This is a genomic window from Acidovorax sp. FG48, from assembly GCF_057809085.1.
Genome location: NZ_JBMDJH010000003.1, coordinates 100,852 through 118,740, shown reverse-complemented (window position 1 = coordinate 118,740; position 17,889 = coordinate 100,852). Strand labels below are relative to the sequence as shown.

At 56.5% G+C, this 17,889-nt stretch carries 17 protein-coding genes; 3 read left to right on the top strand and 14 right to left on the bottom strand.

Annotated elements, in window-relative coordinates:
- Positions 1-59: 59 nt before the first annotated feature.
- From ACODSU_RS05395 to ACODSU_RS05345, 11 genes are all read right to left on the bottom strand, one after another.
- A complete protein-coding gene (locus ACODSU_RS05395) occupies positions 60-767 on the bottom strand; it encodes an REP-associated tyrosine transposase (protein WP_488840699.1) in 708 nt (235 codons plus the stop codon).
- 142 nt (positions 768-909) lie between these two features.
- A complete protein-coding gene (locus ACODSU_RS05390) occupies positions 910-1,881 on the bottom strand; it encodes a class I SAM-dependent methyltransferase (protein ID WP_488840698.1) in 972 nt (323 codons plus the stop codon).
- Complete coding sequence (locus tag ACODSU_RS05385) at positions 1,878-2,510, bottom strand: DUF1415 domain-containing protein (protein WP_488840697.1); 633 nt, start codon at positions 2,508-2,510, stop codon at positions 1,878-1,880. Before ACODSU_RS05385 ends, ACODSU_RS05390 begins: the two co-directional genes overlap by 4 nt.
- A gap of 110 nt (positions 2,511-2,620) precedes the next feature.
- Complete coding sequence (locus ACODSU_RS05380) at positions 2,621-3,787, bottom strand: deoxyguanosinetriphosphate triphosphohydrolase (protein ID WP_488840695.1); 1,167 nt, start codon at positions 3,785-3,787, stop codon at positions 2,621-2,623.
- A 53-nt stretch (positions 3,788-3,840) separates the two neighbouring features.
- A complete protein-coding gene (gene aroB, locus ACODSU_RS05375; RefSeq protein WP_488840693.1) occupies positions 3,841-4,947 on the bottom strand; it encodes a 3-dehydroquinate synthase in 1,107 nt (368 codons plus the stop codon).
- 295 nt (positions 4,948-5,242) lie between these two features.
- Entirely contained in the window at positions 5,243-6,775 is a 1,533-nt protein-coding gene (locus tag ACODSU_RS05370) for a putative Ig domain-containing protein (protein WP_488840691.1), read from the bottom strand.
- A 21-nt stretch (positions 6,776-6,796) separates the two neighbouring features.
- Positions 6,797-8,935 carry a type IV pilus secretin PilQ gene (locus tag ACODSU_RS05365; RefSeq protein WP_488840689.1) on the bottom strand — a complete coding sequence of 713 codons (2,139 nt, stop codon included), beginning with the start codon at positions 8,933-8,935 and terminating at the stop codon, positions 6,797-6,799.
- Complete coding sequence (locus ACODSU_RS05360; RefSeq protein WP_488840688.1) at positions 8,932-9,474, bottom strand: pilus assembly protein PilP; 543 nt, start codon at positions 9,472-9,474, stop codon at positions 8,932-8,934. The genes ACODSU_RS05365 and ACODSU_RS05360 overlap by 4 nt, the downstream gene beginning before the upstream one ends.
- Positions 9,471-10,136 carry a type IV pilus inner membrane component PilO gene (locus ACODSU_RS05355; protein ID WP_488840686.1) on the bottom strand — a complete coding sequence of 222 codons (666 nt, stop codon included), beginning with the start codon at positions 10,134-10,136 and terminating at the stop codon, positions 9,471-9,473. The genes ACODSU_RS05360 and ACODSU_RS05355 overlap by 4 nt, the downstream gene beginning before the upstream one ends.
- 1 nt (position 10,137) lies before the next feature.
- A complete protein-coding gene (locus tag ACODSU_RS05350) occupies positions 10,138-10,758 on the bottom strand; it encodes a PilN domain-containing protein (RefSeq protein WP_488840684.1) in 621 nt (206 codons plus the stop codon).
- Positions 10,755-11,834: a pilus assembly protein PilM gene (locus ACODSU_RS05345; protein WP_015012658.1), complete on the bottom strand. Its 1,080-nt coding sequence runs from the start codon at positions 11,832-11,834 to the stop codon at positions 10,755-10,757. Before ACODSU_RS05345 ends, ACODSU_RS05350 begins: the two co-directional genes overlap by 4 nt.
- Positions 11,835-12,101: 267 nt before the next feature.
- Here ACODSU_RS05345 and ACODSU_RS05340 point away from each other — a divergent pair, with 267 nt between their 5' ends.
- On the top strand, positions 12,102-14,498 hold the full coding sequence (locus tag ACODSU_RS05340; RefSeq protein WP_488840682.1) for a penicillin-binding protein 1A: 2,397 nt from the start codon (positions 12,102-12,104) through the stop codon (positions 14,496-14,498).
- A gap of 50 nt (positions 14,499-14,548) precedes the next feature.
- Here ACODSU_RS05340 and cyaY read toward each other — a convergent pair whose 3' ends face one another.
- Positions 14,549-14,878, bottom strand: coding sequence for an iron donor protein CyaY (gene cyaY, locus ACODSU_RS05335; RefSeq protein ID WP_110959754.1), 330 nt, complete (start codon positions 14,876-14,878; stop codon positions 14,549-14,551).
- Between the two features lie 12 nt (positions 14,879-14,890).
- On the opposite strand from cyaY, the gene lptM reads away from it, so the two are divergent.
- The gene (gene lptM / locus ACODSU_RS05330; RefSeq protein WP_110959755.1) at positions 14,891-15,097 is read left to right on the top strand and encodes an LPS translocon maturation chaperone LptM; all 207 of its coding nucleotides are present in this window, start codon (positions 14,891-14,893) and stop codon (positions 15,095-15,097) included.
- Between the two features lie 115 nt (positions 15,098-15,212).
- On the top strand, positions 15,213-16,040 hold the full coding sequence (locus ACODSU_RS05325; RefSeq protein ID WP_015012654.1) for an oxygen-binding di-iron domain-containing protein: 828 nt from the start codon (positions 15,213-15,215) through the stop codon (positions 16,038-16,040).
- A 65-nt stretch (positions 16,041-16,105) separates the two neighbouring features.
- Here ACODSU_RS05325 and msrQ read toward each other — a convergent pair whose 3' ends face one another.
- Both msrQ and msrP read right to left on the bottom strand, forming a co-directional pair.
- Positions 16,106-16,762: a protein-methionine-sulfoxide reductase heme-binding subunit MsrQ gene (msrQ, locus tag ACODSU_RS05320; RefSeq protein ID WP_488840679.1), complete on the bottom strand. Its 657-nt coding sequence runs from the start codon at positions 16,760-16,762 to the stop codon at positions 16,106-16,108.
- A 61-nt stretch (positions 16,763-16,823) separates the two neighbouring features.
- Complete coding sequence (gene msrP / locus ACODSU_RS05315) at positions 16,824-17,828, bottom strand: protein-methionine-sulfoxide reductase catalytic subunit MsrP (RefSeq protein WP_015012652.1); 1,005 nt, start codon at positions 17,826-17,828, stop codon at positions 16,824-16,826.
- Positions 17,829-17,889: the final 61 nt, after the last annotated feature.

Sequence of the window (17,889 nt, the reverse complement as noted above, 5' to 3'; positions counted from 1 at the left end):
GGGAAATTATTGGGGACATATCAAAAATGATAGCATTCAAGATATATAAGACCGGCGCATCAACCTTCTTTATCCATTTTTTTGACACTTCGCGGCCTGCCAGGCGTCCCCCGGGTCACACGGCGCGGCGTTTGCTGCTGAAGCTCCTCCAGGAACTCCGCATCACCCAATGCCCACCCGCTGAGTGCCGAATCGGTCAGCGACGCGTGCATCGCCGCCCCCAAACCAGCCTGAACCAGCGCTGCGTACGCCGCCTCCCGCGCAAACGGGGTATTGCCCAAAGCCCAGTACAGCGCATGTGGTGCCAACCACCGGTCGTTTCGCAAGCCCACCCAATGCGCATGGCTGGACCAGGCGTAGTCCGCAGGTTGCTGCACCAACCCGGCCCGCACAGGGTTGAGATCCAGATACACCATGCATGCCAGCAAATACCGTTCCGGCTGCAGTACCGTGGACCGGTACCGCCCCTCCCAGAGGGTGCCCGTACGGGCGTGTCGGCGATTGAAATACTGCACATACCGCCGGCCCACCGCCTGCATCATCCGGGGAAGGCCGTCTTGCGTCGTCGGAGTGACGAGCAAGTGAAAATGGTTGTCCATCAGCACATAGGCATGGACCGCCACTGTCTCATTGGCTGCGCCCTCTTTCAACAGCGTCAGCAGTGCCTCGAAATCTTCAGCGCCGTGGAAGATGGGTTGGCGGTTGTTACCCCTCAGGATGACGTGGTGCAGATGACCTGGCAGGGTCAGTCGTGGCAGGCGAGCCATGGTTTTGAGTCAGAGATAGGATGCCCGCGATCATAGACCTGTCCCTTATTTGAATGGGATGTGGCAACACACAGCATCCACACTTGCCCAAGGAAAGCACCCGCCTGCTGCAGAACCGGGCTGGCTCGCTGTGTGGGTGCTGTCAGAGGGAGGCCGGGTTGCTTTCCAGACCTGTCACCGCATCCACGCCAAAGCGTGCTCCCATGGCTTGCTCCAAACCAAATTCGGCAAGGAGCGCCCGCAACCGCTCGGCCGCACTGCGCTTTTTCTGGCCGGTGTAACGCGCAATGATGAGTTCATTTTTCATGCTGTGCTCCCAGCCTACCAACTCGGTCACAGTGACCTGGTAGCCGCTGGCCTCCAGGTACAGGCAGCGCAGCACATTGGTCACTTGGCTGCCCAGTTCGCGGGTATGCAGCGGGTGGCGCCACAGCTCCGCCAGGGGAGTACGCGCCAGCTGCAAGGCCTTACCTTGGCGCAGGCAGGCCGCCATTTCGGCTTGGCAGCAAGGCACCAGAATCATGGCCCGGGCCTTCTTTTGTAAACCAAATGCGATGGCGTCGTCAGTAGCGGTGTCGCAAGCGTGCAATGCGGTGACCACATCAATCTGGTCGGGCAACTCCCGAGCGTCGGCCGATTCAGCCACCGACAGATTCAGGAACGACATGCGCTCGAAATGAAGCCTTTGCGCGAGCGCGCGCGACTTTTCTACCAGCTCCGCCCGTGTCTCCACCCCGTAGATATGCCCATGACCCAGCGCCTTGAAATACAGGTCGTACAGGATGAAACCCAAATAGGATTTGCCCGCACCGTGGTCCGCCAGCGTGGGCCCACTACCTTGCACAGATAGCTCTGTCAGCAAGGGCTCGATGAAATTGAACAGGTGATACACCTGCTTGAGCTTGCGGCGCGAGTCCTGGTTCAGGCGCCCTTCGCGCGTCAGGATGTGCAACTCTTGGAGCAACTCTACCGACTGCCCGGGCCGTAGCTCGGACAACACCTCATTAGAAGCGCGAGACGTGCTGCTGCCACCTCCCTTCGGACCTGGCGAGCCGGCCTGAGTCTTGGCCGCCAGCCGCGCGGTGGCTGCCTGGGTCGCGTGGGCTTTCTTCATGCCTGCGGCGCCTCACCCTTGTTGGGCGCAAATATGCGCGCCCCGCCTGCCCTCACCTCGAGAGCCTTCCATCCTGCAAGTCCCAACCGGCGCAGCACTTCCATGTTGCGCTCATAGATGGTCTCCGCCTCCGGAAAGACTTCTACGGCCCGATCAATGCTCTCCTCGCGCAGGAGGTGCAGGGTGGGATAAGGGGATCGGTTGGTGCAGTTGGTCACGTCATCTTCGGCAGTGCCCGCAAACTGGTACCGCGGGTGAAAGCTCGCAATCTGCAGCGTGCCCACCAGGTCCAGTTCGTCCAGCAAGGCCTCGGCTGTGTCCAGAAAATCGTTGAAATCGATGAAGTTGGTCAGGCAGCGCGGCACGACCAGCAAGGTGGTGTCGCGTTGCTCAGGCGCCGCCAATGCCAAGGCCGAGAGCTCGCTGCGCAGTACGTCCAGCACCTGCGCAGGGTCGTCGGCCAGCGTCACTGCATAGTGAATCTGCCCCTTCACATGCACAGCCTTGGCAAACGGGCACAGGTTAAGTCCAATCACCGCGCGCTCCAGCCAATGCACCGTGTCGCGCACATAAGGCTCCGCAGACTCTTCAGATGCGCTGGCCGGGGCAGTAAAGGGTTGAGTGGTCATCATTGAATGGGGCCGCGACGCAATGCGCGAAACAAGCACAGAATTTTAAGTTGCGCCGTGTGAGGGGGTGAACTGGATCGGACCTCGATGGGACGAGGGCGTGCGTCGGCTCAATCGAATGAACGCCGCCCCGTCAGGCGTTCGTGTTCCCGCATTGCAAAGCGGTCCGTCATCCCGGCAATGAAGTCCGCCACCGCGCGCGCGCGCACCGGCGCCGCATCTGCCGCGGCGGCCTGCTCGGCAAAGCCCGCATTCATTTCCTGTGGCGATTCGATATAGGCCGCGAACAGGTCGCGAACCACTTCCTGCGCGCGGGCGGTGGTTTCCATGACGCGCGGATGGCGATACAAGTTTTTGAAAAGAAATTGCTTGAGCTCCTGCGACCGTTCGCGCATCACCTCGCCAAACATGACCAGCGGCAGCGCCCGGCGCACCGCGTCGACATCGGCGGGGGCATGCTGCGCCAACGCAGCCCGAGTGGCGTCGATGACGTCATAGACCTGCGCGCTGAGCATACGCCGGATAGCCTCGTACAAGAGCCTTCGCTGCAACGCCCCACCCGCCAGTTGCGGATGCTCTGCCTGAGCCGCCGCGCGGAACTGATCGAACAAGGAAACGTCGCGCAACTGCGCCAAGGTGATGAGCCCCGATCGGACGCCGTCATCAATATCGTGGGCGTTGTAGGAAATCTCATCCGCAAGATTGCACAACTGCGCTTCCAGACTGGGTTGCTCTCGACGCAGGAAGCGTCCCCCTACGCCGCCGGGCTCGGCCTCTTCGAGCAACTGGGCGTTGCGCTTGGAGCAATGCTTCAGAACGCCTTCCCGCGTCTCAAACGTCAGGTTCAGTCCGTCGTACTGCGGGTAGCGCTCTTCCAGCTTGTCGACCACGCGCAGGCTCTGCAGGTTGTGCTCAAAGCCACCGTGTTCTGCCATGCAGCTATTGAGTGCATCCTGCCCCGCATGGCCGAACGGCGTGTGCCCCAGGTCGTGCGCGAGTGAAATCGCCTCAACAAGGTCTTCATTGATGCGCAGTGACCGCGCAATGGAGCGCCCCAGCTGCGCCACCTCGAGCGAATGGGTCAGGCGCGTCCGGAAAAGATCACCCTCGTGGTTGAGAAAAACCTGCGTCTTGTAGACCAATCGGCGAAACGCCGTCGAATGCACGATCCGGTCCCTGTCACGCTGAAACTCGGTACGGGTCGGCGCCGGCGCTTCCGCATAACGACGGCCCAACGAGCGAGCCGGATGGCACGCATAAGGAGCAAGGTCAGACATTAAGGGCAATATTGGACTCTAGCGCTTAATAGACAAGCGCCAGCAGCTATCAATCAAGGAGCACAGCAATCATCGATCACTGACCGCACGAGGTCGTCAGGGGCCGGCCGCATCGCAGCCGAGCCCGGCCCATCGATCACCACAAAGCGGATTTCCCCACCTTCGGCCTTTTTGTCCAGCCGCATGAGCTGCAGGTAGCGGCCCGCATTGTCATTGGCGTCGATCACCGCGCCGCGCACGGGCAAGCCCGCGCGCTCGATCAGCGCTTTGAGCCTGCGCACAAAGGTCTCGTCAACCAGCCCAAGGCGGCGGGACAGCTCGGCGGCCATCACCATGCCCGCGCCCACCCCCTCACCATGCAGCCAGGCACCGTAACCCATGCCTGCTTCGATGGCGTGGCCAAAGGTGTGGCCAAAATTCAAGACTGCCCGGAGACCGGACTCGCGCTCATCCGCCCCAACCACCTGCGCCTTGATCTCGCAGCTGCGGCGGACCGCATGCGCCAATGCGGCCCGGTCCCGCGCCATCAGGGCATCGATGTTCGTTTCGAGCCATTCGAAAAACGCCATATCAGCAATCGGCCCGTACTTGATCACCTCGGCCAGCCCTGCGCGGAACTCTCGCGCAGGCAGGGTGCCCAGAACATCGAGGTCGCACACCACCAGCTGCGGCTGGTAGAAGGCACCGATCATGTTCTTGCCCAGCGGATGATTGATGGCCGTCTTGCCCCCCACCGACGAATCGACCTGCGCGAGCAAGGTCGTGGGCACCTGCACAAAGGGCACGCCCCGCATGTAGCTGGCTGCGGCAAAACCCGTCATGTCACCCACCACTCCTCCGCCGAGCGCAAACAGTACGGTTTTGCGGTCGCAACCGTTAGAGAGGAGTGCGTCGAAGATCAATTGGAGCGTTTGCCAGTTTTTGTGTTCTTCGCCGTCGGGCAGCAGGACTTCATGGATCTGCCCATACCGCCCCTCCAGCGCCGCCCGAAGCTGGGCGGAGTAGAGCGGACCGATGGTCGTATTGGTGACAATCAAGGCTGCACTTGCCGGGGGCGCAGCCGCGTACGTCGAAGGCACGGAGATGAGTCCTGCGCGAATGGCGATATGGTAGCTACGGTCGCCGAGTTCGATGGAGACTTCTTGGGGAGGCTGGAGCATAGGCTCGAATGGCTGGATTAGGATAAATGCCGGAGGTGGCAAGCCGATATTGTGCCTGGTTTGCGCAATCGGAAATCAGCACACTCATTCGCATGCCGAAGCCATGAACGCCGTTGCGGTCATTGCCTCCTAAGCGCCTGCCAGCAAACAAAAAAACCGCTAGCGAACAACTTTGGTTTAGCCAGGTGTCCCGAAACGGAACGCGGTGTTATGCAAAAACAAAAATCCCCGGCATGCCGGGGATCTGCGTTACGCAACATGAGGGGCGCTTGGGTCACGCCCCAATGCGGCGCAATTAACGAGAAGGGCAGCGGTACTCTGCAGGATCCCCGCCCTGTGGTGGCGTACCAGTCACCACATCAATTTTGAATCTGCGTGTAACAGAAGCCGTGCCTTTGGTGGCGGTAACCAAGAACTCATGACTTCCACAGTTCGCGACCTTCGGCACACCGTTCAGCACACCTGCGGAATCGGTTGTACCACTGGTCAACCAGCCTGGTAAACCGGCGAACTTCCACGTAATACCAGCAGTACTAGCTACAAAAGAGTAAGAAAAATTGACTCCGACGGGAGCATCAGCCAATTTGCAAACCTCAGTAGATTTGCACTCATTGATAGCAAAGTCTTCCGGCAGACCGCCGACCAAATTGAGCCTGACTACACCCGTGGCCGTGAGCTTGTTCTTGTCGGTCACAGTAACTGTTGCTCGATACTCACGCTCCTGTGCATCCTTACTAGGCTTACCACTGATCAAGCCAGTGCTGGCATCCAAACTCAACCCCGCAGGCAAACCTGTGGCAGACCAGGTATAAGGCGGCAAACCACCACTAACCGACAGCAGCGATGTGAAAGGAACCTCCTTCGTCACATCACCCAAATCTGCTCCCGCAAACGCAGGTGGCGCAGTCAAAGCTTGCAAAACAGAAATTGGATAGACCGCCGTAATAGGGTCGGCGATACCGTTACTCACGTTGTTATCAAAGCGGTCCGTGGTCAATTCCAAGAAAATCTGACCAGTTTCGGCACCACTCAACAACGAGAACATTGCCACACCGCCAATAGAGGGCAATTGCAAAACACTCCCACTCTGTGCGCCGGATACCAATCGCGCCCCCGCAGCCGCCTCAGTGCCGGGAAGAATACGCACTTGAACATTCCCCCCGGAAATGCTCGTGGCTGGTTGATTAGCATCGTCGAGCACAAATGCCTGAACCGCCATCTGTGTCAACAGACTGTTCGGGTTGTTTTTGGTGCCCAAATATCCAGGAACTGTGGCCTCAAGACGGACGCTTGCAGGTTGGCCGGTGGCTCCGCCAACCGAAATCTCGACGCTGGCTGATTTCTGCTGTTTGTCACGCGGATCAGTGACGGAACACACGATACGCGCTGTACCTGCTTGATCATCCGAGTGAAAGTGAAATGAATTTCCACCAGAGTTCGAACCCAAAGTCACACTGCGGTAAGCACCAGGAACCTTAATTTTCCCACCATTACCGTCATCTACCTCGACTTCATGCTCAGACTTACCATCGAGATAATAAAGTGCGCCAGAGTCCAAACCAGCGGCAAGGTTACATGCAAATATATCTTCCCCACCAGGAATAGGAGCCCCACCTTTTTTCGCTTCCACGTACAGGGTGGTGGTATAAGGCCGATATACACCTGTTCCTGGTCGAATGCCAGAAATGTTTAACGGCAATTTGGTTTTATCCGCACGGAGCGTAATGGTGTATGCCTCTTGCGTCTCACCAGCGCTTCCGCCACCTCCGCCGCAAGCTGTCAGCGCCACTGACAATGCAATTGGCAAATATTTGAATTGTTTCAACATTTTCTTCCTTGCTTTCTAAATTTATTTGGACGCAGTACGCTCGCTAATTACCTTGGGCGTAATAAAAATAAGCATTTCTCGCTTGGTAGATTCTCTTGTTCTGTTTTTAAACAAATTACCAACCACAGGCACATCGCCAAGCACAGGAATTTTATTTTCTTGATTAGTTTCCTCCATCTCGAAAATACCCCCGATAACTACCGTTCCACCATTTTCTATCAAAATCTGAGTTTTGACATGCTTGGTATCAATGGCGACACCTTGCGTTGTGGTCTCTCCGCGACTATCTTTATTAACATCCAAATCGAGAATGATGTTCCCCTCTGGAGTTATCTGGGGAGTAACTTCCAGTTTAAGAACGGCCTTTTTGAACGCAAGTGTCGTTGCACCATTCGGAGCAGTCACAGCGTAAGGATATTCGGTACCCTGTTCAATAAGTGCTTTAGTTTGATCTGCCGTAATAATACGAGGGCTTGAAATTACACGACCTTTCCCATCTGCCTCCATTGCAGACAGCTCCAGGGTCAAAAATCTGTTCGCAGCCGAATTAAAAATAGAAAGCGCGAAATTACCCACACTGCTGACATTAGACAAGCTAGCCGGTAGATTAACAAAACTACCGCTTGTATTCGTTGTTCCACCAGCACCACTAGAAGCAACAGCGTCACTGTAGGATGTACCGAACGCTACGCGGTTGGCTCCACCGATGCTATAGCCCCCATCACCGCCGCGATTCGCCCTCAGATCAGTTGCCCCAAGTCGAACACCCAATGATCGGCCAAAAGTATCACGGGCTTCAACAATACGTGCCTCGATCAAGACCTGCCGAACCGCCACATCCAAACTAGCCAGCAGCAAACGAACCTCTTCAAGTTTGCTTGGCGTGTCGGTTACGAAAATCTGGTTCGTGCGTGGCTCTGATATCGCACTCCCACGCTCAGACAGAAACCGAGTAGTAACAGCTGTTCCTGTAGAACCAACACTTGTTGTTAGCTGTGTGACAATATCGGTGGCCTTCGCATAATTTAACTGAAAAGCCTGAGTCTTCAGAGGCTCAAGCTTCTGAATGGCTTGTGCAGCTTCAAAATCTTTCTTCGTCCTTGCATCTATTTCGTCTTTAGGCGCAATCCAAAGGACAGAACCTGTTTTCCGCATACCAAGACCTTTGGCATCCATTATGATTTGGAGTGCTTGATCCCACGGAACATCTTTAAGCCGCAAAGTCAAAGCACCAGTCACAGTGTCAGACGTAACGATATTAAAGTTTGTGAAGTCAGCAATCACTTGAAGAAGCGATCTCACCTCAATGTTCTGAAAATTCAACGATAATTTTTCCCCAGAATACCCTGGACCTTGAGTCAGTTTACTCAAGTCGATTTTTTTCTGTCGAACTTCAACTACAAATTGATTATCGCTTTGATACGCACTATGCTCCCAATCACCACTAGACTCGATGAGCATCCGAACACGCTCGCCAGCCTGACTTGTAGTTACTGTCTGAATAGGGGTGCCAAAGTCCGTGACATCCAAACGCCGGCGCAATCCTTCAGGCAGAGATGAGCGCATGAATTCCACAGTAATGCCTTTAGCTTGTTGCTGCAGATCAACGCCTACTTGGTTACTGCCAAGATTAACAACCACTCTACCAGCACCGTCAGCACCGCGACGAAAATCTATATCCTTCAGGGGCAGTACATCGCTGTTCTGACTTTCTGAAAACGCAACAGGCTGCGACGGCAGCATAGCAGTCCCAGATGCCACAGAATCCAAGGAGAGAAATAGAGACTTCCCCGAGAGATCGATCTTGTAAGCTGCTGGCAGCTTCAAGTTCAAAACAATACGCGACCGATCACCTGCCTGAACCACATTTACAGATTTTAGATTACCAAGATTAATTTCGTGCGTTGTTTTTCCCGATAAATTGGCAATCCCTTGAAAATCCAAGGCTATTCGAGCAGGGGATTGCGTAGCAAACCCTGTAGGCGCCACCAAGGGTGGGTCGGAAAAATCAATCTTTAGCGTCTCAACACCAGCTTGGACACTAGCAGAAATGGCATTAATAGATCCCCCAGCAAGGACGCTAAAGGATGCAAAAAACATTGAAACGCCAAAAGCAGCGCTACGGCAGTAATTTAATAAATGGCCACTATATTGTTTCATTTTTTGCCCTCTTGCAAATCAAGCGACACTGAACGCTCTATCCAATCCCCAGTTGCATCCTGCACAATTTCGCGCAACTGGATTGCATTTTCGGTAATTTTAATAATCTTTCCGTAATTTTGACCCAAATAATTTCCAACCTTGACTTGGTAAATTAAATTGTCAACTTTAACTAGTGCAGTTGGAGCTCCTGACTTATTCAAGCTTCCTACCATTGCGATTGCATCAATGGGAAAGGCTTCCAACGGATCTTTGCGACGGCTCATCTCTGGAGCAATCAGCGCAGCGTTTGAAGCCACTTGATTGGAATCTCGTTTCAATGCCTGAGTTAGCTTACCTTGATTAAACGGTTCGACAGTGCCATCTTGCACATAAGGTTCTGGAAAGAATTTTTTTGGCTCCGTCAAAGGCTGAACGTTGGGTTTGGTACTAGCCCTCTGCTCAGCCATCCAAACCCTCAACTCATCCTCTCCCGACGATCCACAGCCGGACAGAACTAATGCGCCAAGAACAAGGAGTATCCGAATACTAGCTTTCATTGTTTGACACTCCCGGCCTTTTTCTGAGCCTGTATTTCGTCAGGATCCAGATATCGAAAGGTTCGCGCGGTTGCGTCCATGGTTAATACATCGCGAGCGCTCGGAATAATTGCCATATTGTTCAGGGTAACAATACGCGACAAATGCGCAATGTCTGAAGCAAATGCACCGATATCGTGATACTTCCCAGTCACTCGTATCGTTATAGGCAACTCAGCATAGTAGTCTTTCACGACAACTTGACCAGGGCGAAAAAGTTCGAACTGCAGGCTTCTCCCCAAACCCGACTGATTGATATCAGAAAGTAGCGCCGCCATTTCGGCTTTACTAGGAAGCTGCTTTTCAAGTTGAATAACATACTGCTGTATTTGCTCGCGCTGTTTCTTCAACGCGTCCAAACTTACAGCTTTTACAAGCTTCTTTTGATAGTCAGTCCGCAAAACTAGTTCTTTGCTACGCTCCTCTTCCAGTTGCACTTCATAGTCCTGCAAAAAAGCAAACCAAGCAACGATCGCGACTGCAGCAGCGATAAAAACACATAGGATAACCTTGGGCAATACCGGCCAAGCTGAGGGATCCTTTGTGTCTAAATTTTTAAACTGTCGCTGAATGGCTTCGAGACGCTCAACCGTGCTGATCGATTTTTCTTTTGACTTCGCCATGTCACTTACCTCCTGGCGACGAAGCGGTGGCATTTGCTGCCTCTATGATTTTTTGAGCGTCGCTTGCACGGACCAGCTGAAACCTCAAGTTAAAGGAAGAAACTCTCCGCTGGTCCCTCTGACTCAAAGCTACCGTGCTTGCTGTAATTTCCGTCAACTCCGGTTTAGCAAGCCATGGCGTATTACTAGCCAAGTTACGCAGCAACTCTGAAACGCGCTCATTAGATTGGGCCATCCCTTGCATCGTTATCGTTTGTCCAACTTGCTTTATTGCGGTGACGTATACACCATCAGGTAATTGCTTAACCAATTCGGTGAGCAAGTGAACAGGCAAATTGCGATCTGACTGCAGATCTTCGACAGCTTTTTGGCGTGCGCGCAAGGAAGCAATCTCATCCTCTATGGACGCAATTTCCTTGATTTGTCCTTCCAGCACCTTGATCTCTTGCTGGAGAAAGGTATTCTTATTCTGCTGGTCCGTTATCATGATCTGAAACCACCAGTAGATGGCTCCAGCAACAGCGAGACCCAACAGAAACGACGCAAACATCGTCGCCTGGAACGCTTCCTTGCGACGCTTACGAGCCTCCTCGCGATGAGGTAACAAATTGATAAGAATCACTGCAGAAACCTCCGCATAGCGAGACCGCAAGAGGTCAAGTAGGACGGCGCTTCACGCACCATTTTTTTCAGTCGCACGGAACTTCCGATTTCCATGCCATCAAAAGGATTGACAGCGCTGCATGCAAAGCCAGTTTGCTGAGTGACAGCCTCTGTAAGACCTGGCAGCGGGGCTGAGCCCCCCGCCAACATGATGTGGTCGACACGGTTGTGCGGCGTGCTGGTGAAGAAGAACTGCAGGGCGCGACCAATCTCTTGGGCCATGCTGTCAACAAAAGGACGGAGGACCGCTGATTGATAGTCTTCCGGCAAATCACCGCTGCGCTTTTTGCTCTCGGCTTCTTCAACCGAGAAGCCATATTGGCGAACAATCAACTGAGTAAGTTGGGCGCCACCAAAGGCTTGGTCGCGGTCATACAGAACCTCTTCGTTCCGGATCACCTGCATGCTGGTCGTCAGGGCTCCCACCTCGAAAAGGGCCACCATCGCGTCCACGCCTTTGTTCGGCAGCGCTTCAATGAGGCGCCCAGCAGCCAGTCGTGATGCATGGGATTCAATATCGACCACCACGGGCTTCAACCCAGCGGCCTCAGCCAAACCCTGCCGGTCTTGGACTTTTTCACGCCGGGAAGCGGCAATCAGAACGTCAACATCCCCTGGCGCGTTTTTACTGGGCCCGATAACGCAAAAATCCAAGCTCACCTCGTCGAGCGAAAACGGGATGTACTGGTTGGCCTCGGATTCCACCTGGACCTCAAGCTCCTGCTCCGTCATGCCACCTGGCAGCGTGATCTTCTTGGTGATCACTGCGGAAGGGGGCAGCGCAAGCGCCACGTTTTTGGTTCGAGTGCCGCTCTTCTTGACCAAGCGACGCAATGCGTCCGCCACTTCGTCAAACTTTTCGATGTTGCCATCGGTGATCCAGCCCCGCTCCAGTGGCTCGATCGCGCAACGCTCTAGGACCAGACTACCCGCCTTATCGCGCCCCAACTCCACCAGCTTGACACTGGAGGAGCTGATGTCGATTCCCAGCAGCGGAGCAGACTGGCGATTGAACAAAGACCCCATTGAGATCAAGATTGGTCCCCTGTAACTTGCCAAAATGAGGCAACAAAACTTAACACTTCACATGAATGCTATCAGTAAGATAGTTCTCCAGCAAAGATTTTTCCCCCTGTAACGTCAGAAGAGCGTTGCCAAAAGCAGACGAAATTTTTGGGCGCTGCAATACCGCTCGGCCACTACCGGAAGCCTTTCGGCGGCACCTTGCCAAGTACGAAATTGGATTTCGAGCCCCAGCGGTGGACATTTTTATAATGGGCGGTCTTACCCCATCGGAGCGATATGCCGCCCTCCCCTTCGAAGTCCTCCGACAAGCCGGACTCCTCTCCTGTTCGCACCCGCCCCAGTTGGCTTCGCTGGTTGGTTCGTATCACCCTTTGGATCACAGGACTGGCGGCAGCCGCAGCCGTGGGCCTGGCGCTCACAATTGCTGTGGCGCTGTCGGTGGCCTACCCCAACCTACCAGACATTTCTGACTTGGCGGACTACCGTCCCAAACTGCCGCTGCGGGTGTACTCAGCGGAAGGAGCCTTGCTGGGCGAGTTTGGCGAAGAGCGTCGCAACCTCACACCCATCGGCGAGATTCCGCAGGTCATGAAAGACGCCGTTTTGGCGATTGAAGATGCCCGTTTCTTTCAGCATGGTGGAGTGGACTACAAAGGTGTTCTGCGTGCGGGTCTCGCCAACTTGGGGCGAGTAAAAAGCCAAGGCGCTTCCACGATCACCATGCAGGTGGCACGCAATGTTTATCTGTCTTCAGAAAAAACATTTACTCGCAAAATTTACGAAATCTTACTAACCTTCAAATTGGAGCATTTGCTGACCAAGGATCAGATTCTTGAGATTTACATGAATCAGATTTTCCTCGGCAATCGTGCTTACGGTTTTGCGGCTGCCTCCGAAGCTTATTTTGGTAAACCGCTCAAATCTGTTTCGATCGCTGAAGCTGCGATGCTTGCCGGTTTGCCCAAGGCTCCGTCTGCCTACAACCCCATCAGCAATCCGAAACGTGCCCGCGCTCGTCAGCAGTACATCATCGAGCGGATGGAAGAAAACGGCTTCATCACTGCACAACAAGCAGAGCAAGCCAAGAAAGAAGAACTGAAAATCCGCACGGGGCCCGACAACACACGCATCCACGCTGAATACGTGGCGGAAATGGCCCGCCAGCTGATCTTTGCCCAGTATGGCAACGAGGCCTACACACGCGGTCTCAATGTGTACACCACCCTCAATGCTGCAGAACAAGAGGCGGCCTATGTCGCCTTGCGGCGTGGGATCATGGACTACGAACGGCGCCAGCAGTACCGGGGGCCCGAAAAGTTTGTGGCGCTGCCTGCCAGCGCCCAGGAGGTGGAAGACGCCATTGATGACGCACTGGCCAACCACCCGGACAACGGCGACGTGCTCTCCGCGGTGGTGCTGGAGGCATCCGCCAAACGCATCCTGGCCGCCCGTGCCAACGGGGATTCGGTCGAGATCACAGGCGATGGACTGAAGCCTGCGCAATCCGGCCTCAGCGACAAGGCCCCTCCCAATATCAAGATACGGCGTGGGGCTGTGATCCGTGTGGTCAAGACACCCAAGGGCGCCTGGGAAATTACACAGCTGCCCGAAGTGGAAGGCGCTTTTGTGGCTCTGGACCCGCGTAACGGCTCCATTCGTGCACTGGTGGGTGGCTTCGACTTCGACAAAAACAAGTTCAACCACGCGGCGCAGGCCTGGCGCCAGCCGGGCTCCAGCTTCAAGCCCTTCATTTACTCGGCGGCGCTCGAAAAAGGCTTCACCCCCACCACTGTGATCAACGACGCCCCGCTGTTCTTCGATGCGGGTGTCACCGGCGGCCAACCCTGGGAGCCCAAGAACTACGACGGCAAGTACGACGGCCCCATGAGCATGCGCACCGGCTTGGCGAAGTCCAAGAACATGATCTCCATCCGGATCCTGCAGGCCGTAGGCCCCAAGACGGCACAGGAATGGGTGGGACGGTTTGGATTCGACCCCGAGAAACACCCCGCCTACCTGACCATGGCGCTGGGTGCAGGCTCAGTGACGCCTCTGCAAATGGCCTCTGCGTATTCGGTGTTCGCCAACGGCGGGTACCGCATCAATCCTTGGCTGATCGCCAAGGTCACCGACCACAAGGGCCGGGTGATTTCAGAGATCACCCCCCCCGCGTTGAGTGAACAGCCACGTGCCATTGATGCGCGCAACGCCTATGTCATGAGCAGCCTGTTGCAGGAAGTAACCCGCACCGGTACCGCAGCGCGTGCTCAGGCCACCCTGAAGCGTCCCGATCTGTATGGCAAAACCGGCACCACCAATGATTCGGTGGACGCGTGGTTTGCCGGGTTCCAGCCCACCATCGCGGCCGTGACCTGGATTGGCTATGACACGCCGCGCAATCTGGGCAGCCGGGAAACCGGGGGCGGGCTGAGCCTGCCGGTGTGGATCAGCTTCATGGAGCGCGCGCTCAAGGGTGTGCCGGTGATGGAGCCCACGGTGCCGCCCGGTGTCGTGAATGTGGGCGGCGAGTGGTTCTACGAGGAATACGCTCGCAACGCGGGTGTTTCGAGCGTGGGGGTGGTGGAAGACCGATCCGTATCTCCGGCGGTAGCCCCCCAGGCGCCTCCGCCTTCTGAAGAGCGCAGTCGCATCCTGGACTTGTTCCGTAACTGATCGCCCCAACGCCCCAGCACCAGCCCCTTAGGCTGGCGGGGCGAAAACCGTCACGCAGAAAACTGCAGCGACATGCCGGACTGCTGTGACGCGTCGCGCGTGAGGCACGCAAAAAACTCCCCCGCGCCTTTGGTGTCCTGCCAGTGGCTGCCATCAAAACGGTAGTGGTAGCCGCCCGATCGGGCCGCCATCCACACCTCGTGCAGCGGCTTTTGCAGATTGATCACGATCTGGCTGCGATTGGGAAAGGTCAAGGTCACCATGCCCCCCGAGCGCTGGCTGTCCACATCGGCATCCGAGGTGTCGTTGATGCGATCACAACTGCGCTCGACGGCAAGCAGCAGTTGTTCGGCGTGGTCCATGAATTCGAGGTCGGTCATTACAATTTGCGCATGTTGAAAGCTCCCCAAATTCTAGTCAGGACGCTTGTCCTTGCTGCCAGTGCGGCAGCCCTCTTCGGTTGTGGTCAGCGGGGGCCGTTGTATCTGCCGACCGGCCCTGCAGCGAGCCAGCGTGCCACGCTGCCGCAAACACTCACGCCGGGCAACGACACCAACACTGCGCCGTCGCCTGCGGCCAGCGCCTCGCAGCCACGCTGAAGCATTCGATCGCCTGCGCAGAATGGCCAGGCAATGCGGTTTCGCTTGATTTCCATCAAGCACAAAGCTTAGGGGTACTCGTACAGTCTGCGCTTTATTGCACCGCAGGATGGCCATGGCCCTGGAACTCTACCGCGACAAAAATCATGCTTGCCTGATGTTCACCGACCTCATTGAGGAGGATGGGCAGGCCGTGCAGGCCAATCAGTTCCTGATCGTGGACGACGACACCGGCGCCATCATCGACCCGGGCGGCAACCTCGCGTTCAACGAGCTGTTCATGGGAATGACAAAGCATTTCCCGCCGCACAAGCTGTCGTACCTGATCGCCTCGCACGCAGACCCGGACATCATCGCCTCGCTGGACCGCTGGATGACCAGCACCAAGGCCAACCTGGTGATCTCACGTGTGTGGGAGCGCTTTGCACCGCACTTCACCAAGGTGGGCAAGACCGAAAACCGCGTGATCGGAGTGCCCGACGGTGGCGGCCACCTGCCTCTGGGGCGCCATGAGCTGGTGTTGCTGCCTGCGCACTTCATGCACTCCGAGGGCAACTTCCACTTCTACGACCCGGTCAGCCGCATCCTGTTCACGGGCGACCTGGGGGTGTCCATGATGTCAGGGGCCGAGGCCCGTGTGCCGGTGACTGACCTCAAGGCGCACATTCCGCGCATGGAGGGGTTCCACCGCCGCTACATGGTGTCCAACAAAATCCTGCGCCTGTGGGCACGCATGGCACGGCAGCTCGACATTGCCATGATCGTGCCGCAGCATGGTGCCCCGATCATGGGCAAGGAAGCCATTAGCGACTTCTTTGAATGGATCGAGAACCTGATGTGCGGCATCGACCTGTTCGATGATCGCGCCTACCAGATTCCCACCGCGTACATCGACCCTGTGACCCGGCAGATGCGCCCTGCGCTGCGGGCAGTCAATGGGTGAATGTTGGTCAAATCGACTGCAAGCGCTACAACTACATGCCCAAGAAGCTATAAATTTAATAGCATTTAACGTCCCGGAGATCCAGCGGCTGTCCGTCTTGCCGCTGAACCGGCCGGTGCAGCCGACCGCTTTTGCAGTCGGTGCCAAAGTCGCCAGCCCAGCAGCGCGCCGAGGATGGCGGCATAGATGGTCACTTCACCAAAATTGTTCTTGCCCGCACGCATCCAGAAGAAATGCAGCACCGCCAGCCCGGCCACGGCATAGACAGTGCGGTGCAGCGCCTGCCAGCGCTTGCCGCCCAAGGCCTTGATCGCGCGATTGAACGACGTCGCAGCCAACAGGGCCAGCAACACCAGGGCCAATGTGCCCACCAGGATGAAGGGCCGCTTGGCGATGTCGTGCAGGATGTCCGGGATGTCGAAACCCATGTCGAACCAGCTGTAGCTCAGCAGGTGCAGCACTCCGTAAAAGAACACAAACAAACCCAGCATGCGCCGAAACCGCGCCAGTTGCGGGGTGGCGGTAATGACGCGCAGTGGAGTGATCGCCAGCACCAGGCAAAGCGCCCGCAGCGTCCAGTCACCAGTGGCGCGGATCAACGCCTCTGCAGGGTTGGCGCCCAGCTGGTTCGCCACCGCCGCGTAGACCAGCCATGCCAGCGGCAACAGGCACAACACAAACACCACCGGTTTGGCGGCGGGGTGGAGCAATAGTTTTCGCATCGCGATTCAAGAACCACCGTGGCCTCGCACACTGCCCAGGAAGGCGGCGAGGCCCGGGAGATCAGTAGAACTTCTTGAGGTCCATGCCCGCGTAGAGCTGGCCGACCTGGGCTTCGTAGCCGTTGAACATCAAGGTCTTGCGCTTCTTGGCAAACAAGCCGTCTTCACCAATACGCCGCTCGGTCGCCTGGCTCCAGCGGGGGTGGTCCACATTGGGGTTCACGTTGGAATAGAACCCGTACTCCTGCTGGGCCGCCTTGTTCCACGCGGTGCCTGGCTCCTTTTCGACAAAGCGGATCTTCACGATGCTCTTGGCGCTCTTGAAGCCGTACTTCCATGGCACCACCAGACGCACCGGGGCGCCGTTCTGGTTGGGCAGCACTTCGCCGTACATGCCGAAGGCCAGCAAGGTCAGCGGGTGCATGGCCTCGTCCATGCGCAGGCCTTCCACATAAGGCCAGTCTAGCACGCGCGAGCCCACGAAGGGCATGGTGGCCTTGTCGGCCAGGGTCACAAACTCCACGTACTTGGCGCTGCCCTGGGGCTCCACCCGCTTGATCAGCTCAGCCAGCGAGTACCCCACCCACGGGATGACCATGGACCAGCCTTCGACGCAGCGCAGTCTGTAAATGCGTTCTTCCTGCGCGCTCAGCTTGATCAGGTCTTCAATGCCGTACTTGCCGGGCTTCTTAACCAGGCCCTCAACCTCCACCGTCCACGGGCTGGTCTTGAGAGTGTGCGCATTGCGGGCGGGGTCGGCCTTGTCGGTGCCAAATTCGTAGAAATTGTTGTAGGTGCTCGCGTCCTTGTAGTCCGTGAGCTTCTCCATGGAGACGGCACCCGCTACTGCCGACTTGGCCCCCGCCAGAGGCGCCAGCTTGCCAGGGCGCGTGACCGCCACCTGCTGCGCCAGGGCCTCCCGGCCCGCCCATGCGGCCATGGCGGCACCGGCAGCGCCGCCCGCCATCAGCTTGAGCATCTGGCGACGGTCTTCGTAGACCGAGCGGGGGGTGATTTCGGAGGAGTACGGGTGGTTGAAACCCGAATCGCGTGAGGGGATCAGCATGGTGGCTCCGGTCATTTAGGGGGAAACAGCTGCAGCGGTAGAGCAGAACAACTGTTAGTTC

What these genes read in the sequence shown, in the direction of transcription:
- ACODSU_RS05395 (WP_488840699.1), bottom strand. Translation starts at nt 767, where the DNA reads ATGGCTCGCCTGCCACGACTGACCCTGCCAGGTCATCTGCACCACGTC.
- ACODSU_RS05390 (WP_488840698.1), bottom strand. Translation starts at nt 1,881, where the DNA reads ATGAAGAAAGCCCACGCGACCCAGGCAGCCACCGCGCGGCTGGCGGCC.
- ACODSU_RS05385 (WP_488840697.1), bottom strand. Translation starts at nt 2,510, where the DNA reads ATGACCACTCAACCCTTTACTGCCCCGGCCAGCGCATCTGAAGAGTCT.
- ACODSU_RS05380 (WP_488840695.1), bottom strand. Translation starts at nt 3,787, where the DNA reads ATGTCTGACCTTGCTCCTTATGCGTGCCATCCGGCTCGCTCGTTGGGC.
- aroB (WP_488840693.1), bottom strand. Translation starts at nt 4,947, where the DNA reads ATGCTCCAGCCTCCCCAAGAAGTCTCCATCGAACTCGGCGACCGTAGC.
- ACODSU_RS05370 (WP_488840691.1), bottom strand. Translation starts at nt 6,775, where the DNA reads ATGTTGAAACAATTCAAATATTTGCCAATTGCATTGTCAGTGGCGCTG.
- ACODSU_RS05365 (WP_488840689.1), bottom strand. Translation starts at nt 8,935, where the DNA reads ATGAAACAATATAGTGGCCATTTATTAAATTACTGCCGTAGCGCTGCT.
- ACODSU_RS05360 (WP_488840688.1), bottom strand. Translation starts at nt 9,474, where the DNA reads ATGAAAGCTAGTATTCGGATACTCCTTGTTCTTGGCGCATTAGTTCTG.
- ACODSU_RS05355 (WP_488840686.1), bottom strand. Translation starts at nt 10,136, where the DNA reads ATGGCGAAGTCAAAAGAAAAATCGATCAGCACGGTTGAGCGTCTCGAA.
- ACODSU_RS05340 (WP_488840682.1), top strand. Translation starts at nt 12,102, where the DNA reads ATGCCGCCCTCCCCTTCGAAGTCCTCCGACAAGCCGGACTCCTCTCCT.
- cyaY (WP_110959754.1), bottom strand. Translation starts at nt 14,878, where the DNA reads ATGACCGACCTCGAATTCATGGACCACGCCGAACAACTGCTGCTTGCC.
- lptM (WP_110959755.1), top strand. Translation starts at nt 14,891, where the DNA reads ATGTTGAAAGCTCCCCAAATTCTAGTCAGGACGCTTGTCCTTGCTGCC.
- ACODSU_RS05325 (WP_015012654.1), top strand. Translation starts at nt 15,213, where the DNA reads ATGGCCCTGGAACTCTACCGCGACAAAAATCATGCTTGCCTGATGTTC.
- msrQ (WP_488840679.1), bottom strand. Translation starts at nt 16,762, where the DNA reads ATGCGAAAACTATTGCTCCACCCCGCCGCCAAACCGGTGGTGTTTGTG.
- msrP (WP_015012652.1), bottom strand. Translation starts at nt 17,828, where the DNA reads ATGCTGATCCCCTCACGCGATTCGGGTTTCAACCACCCGTACTCCTCC.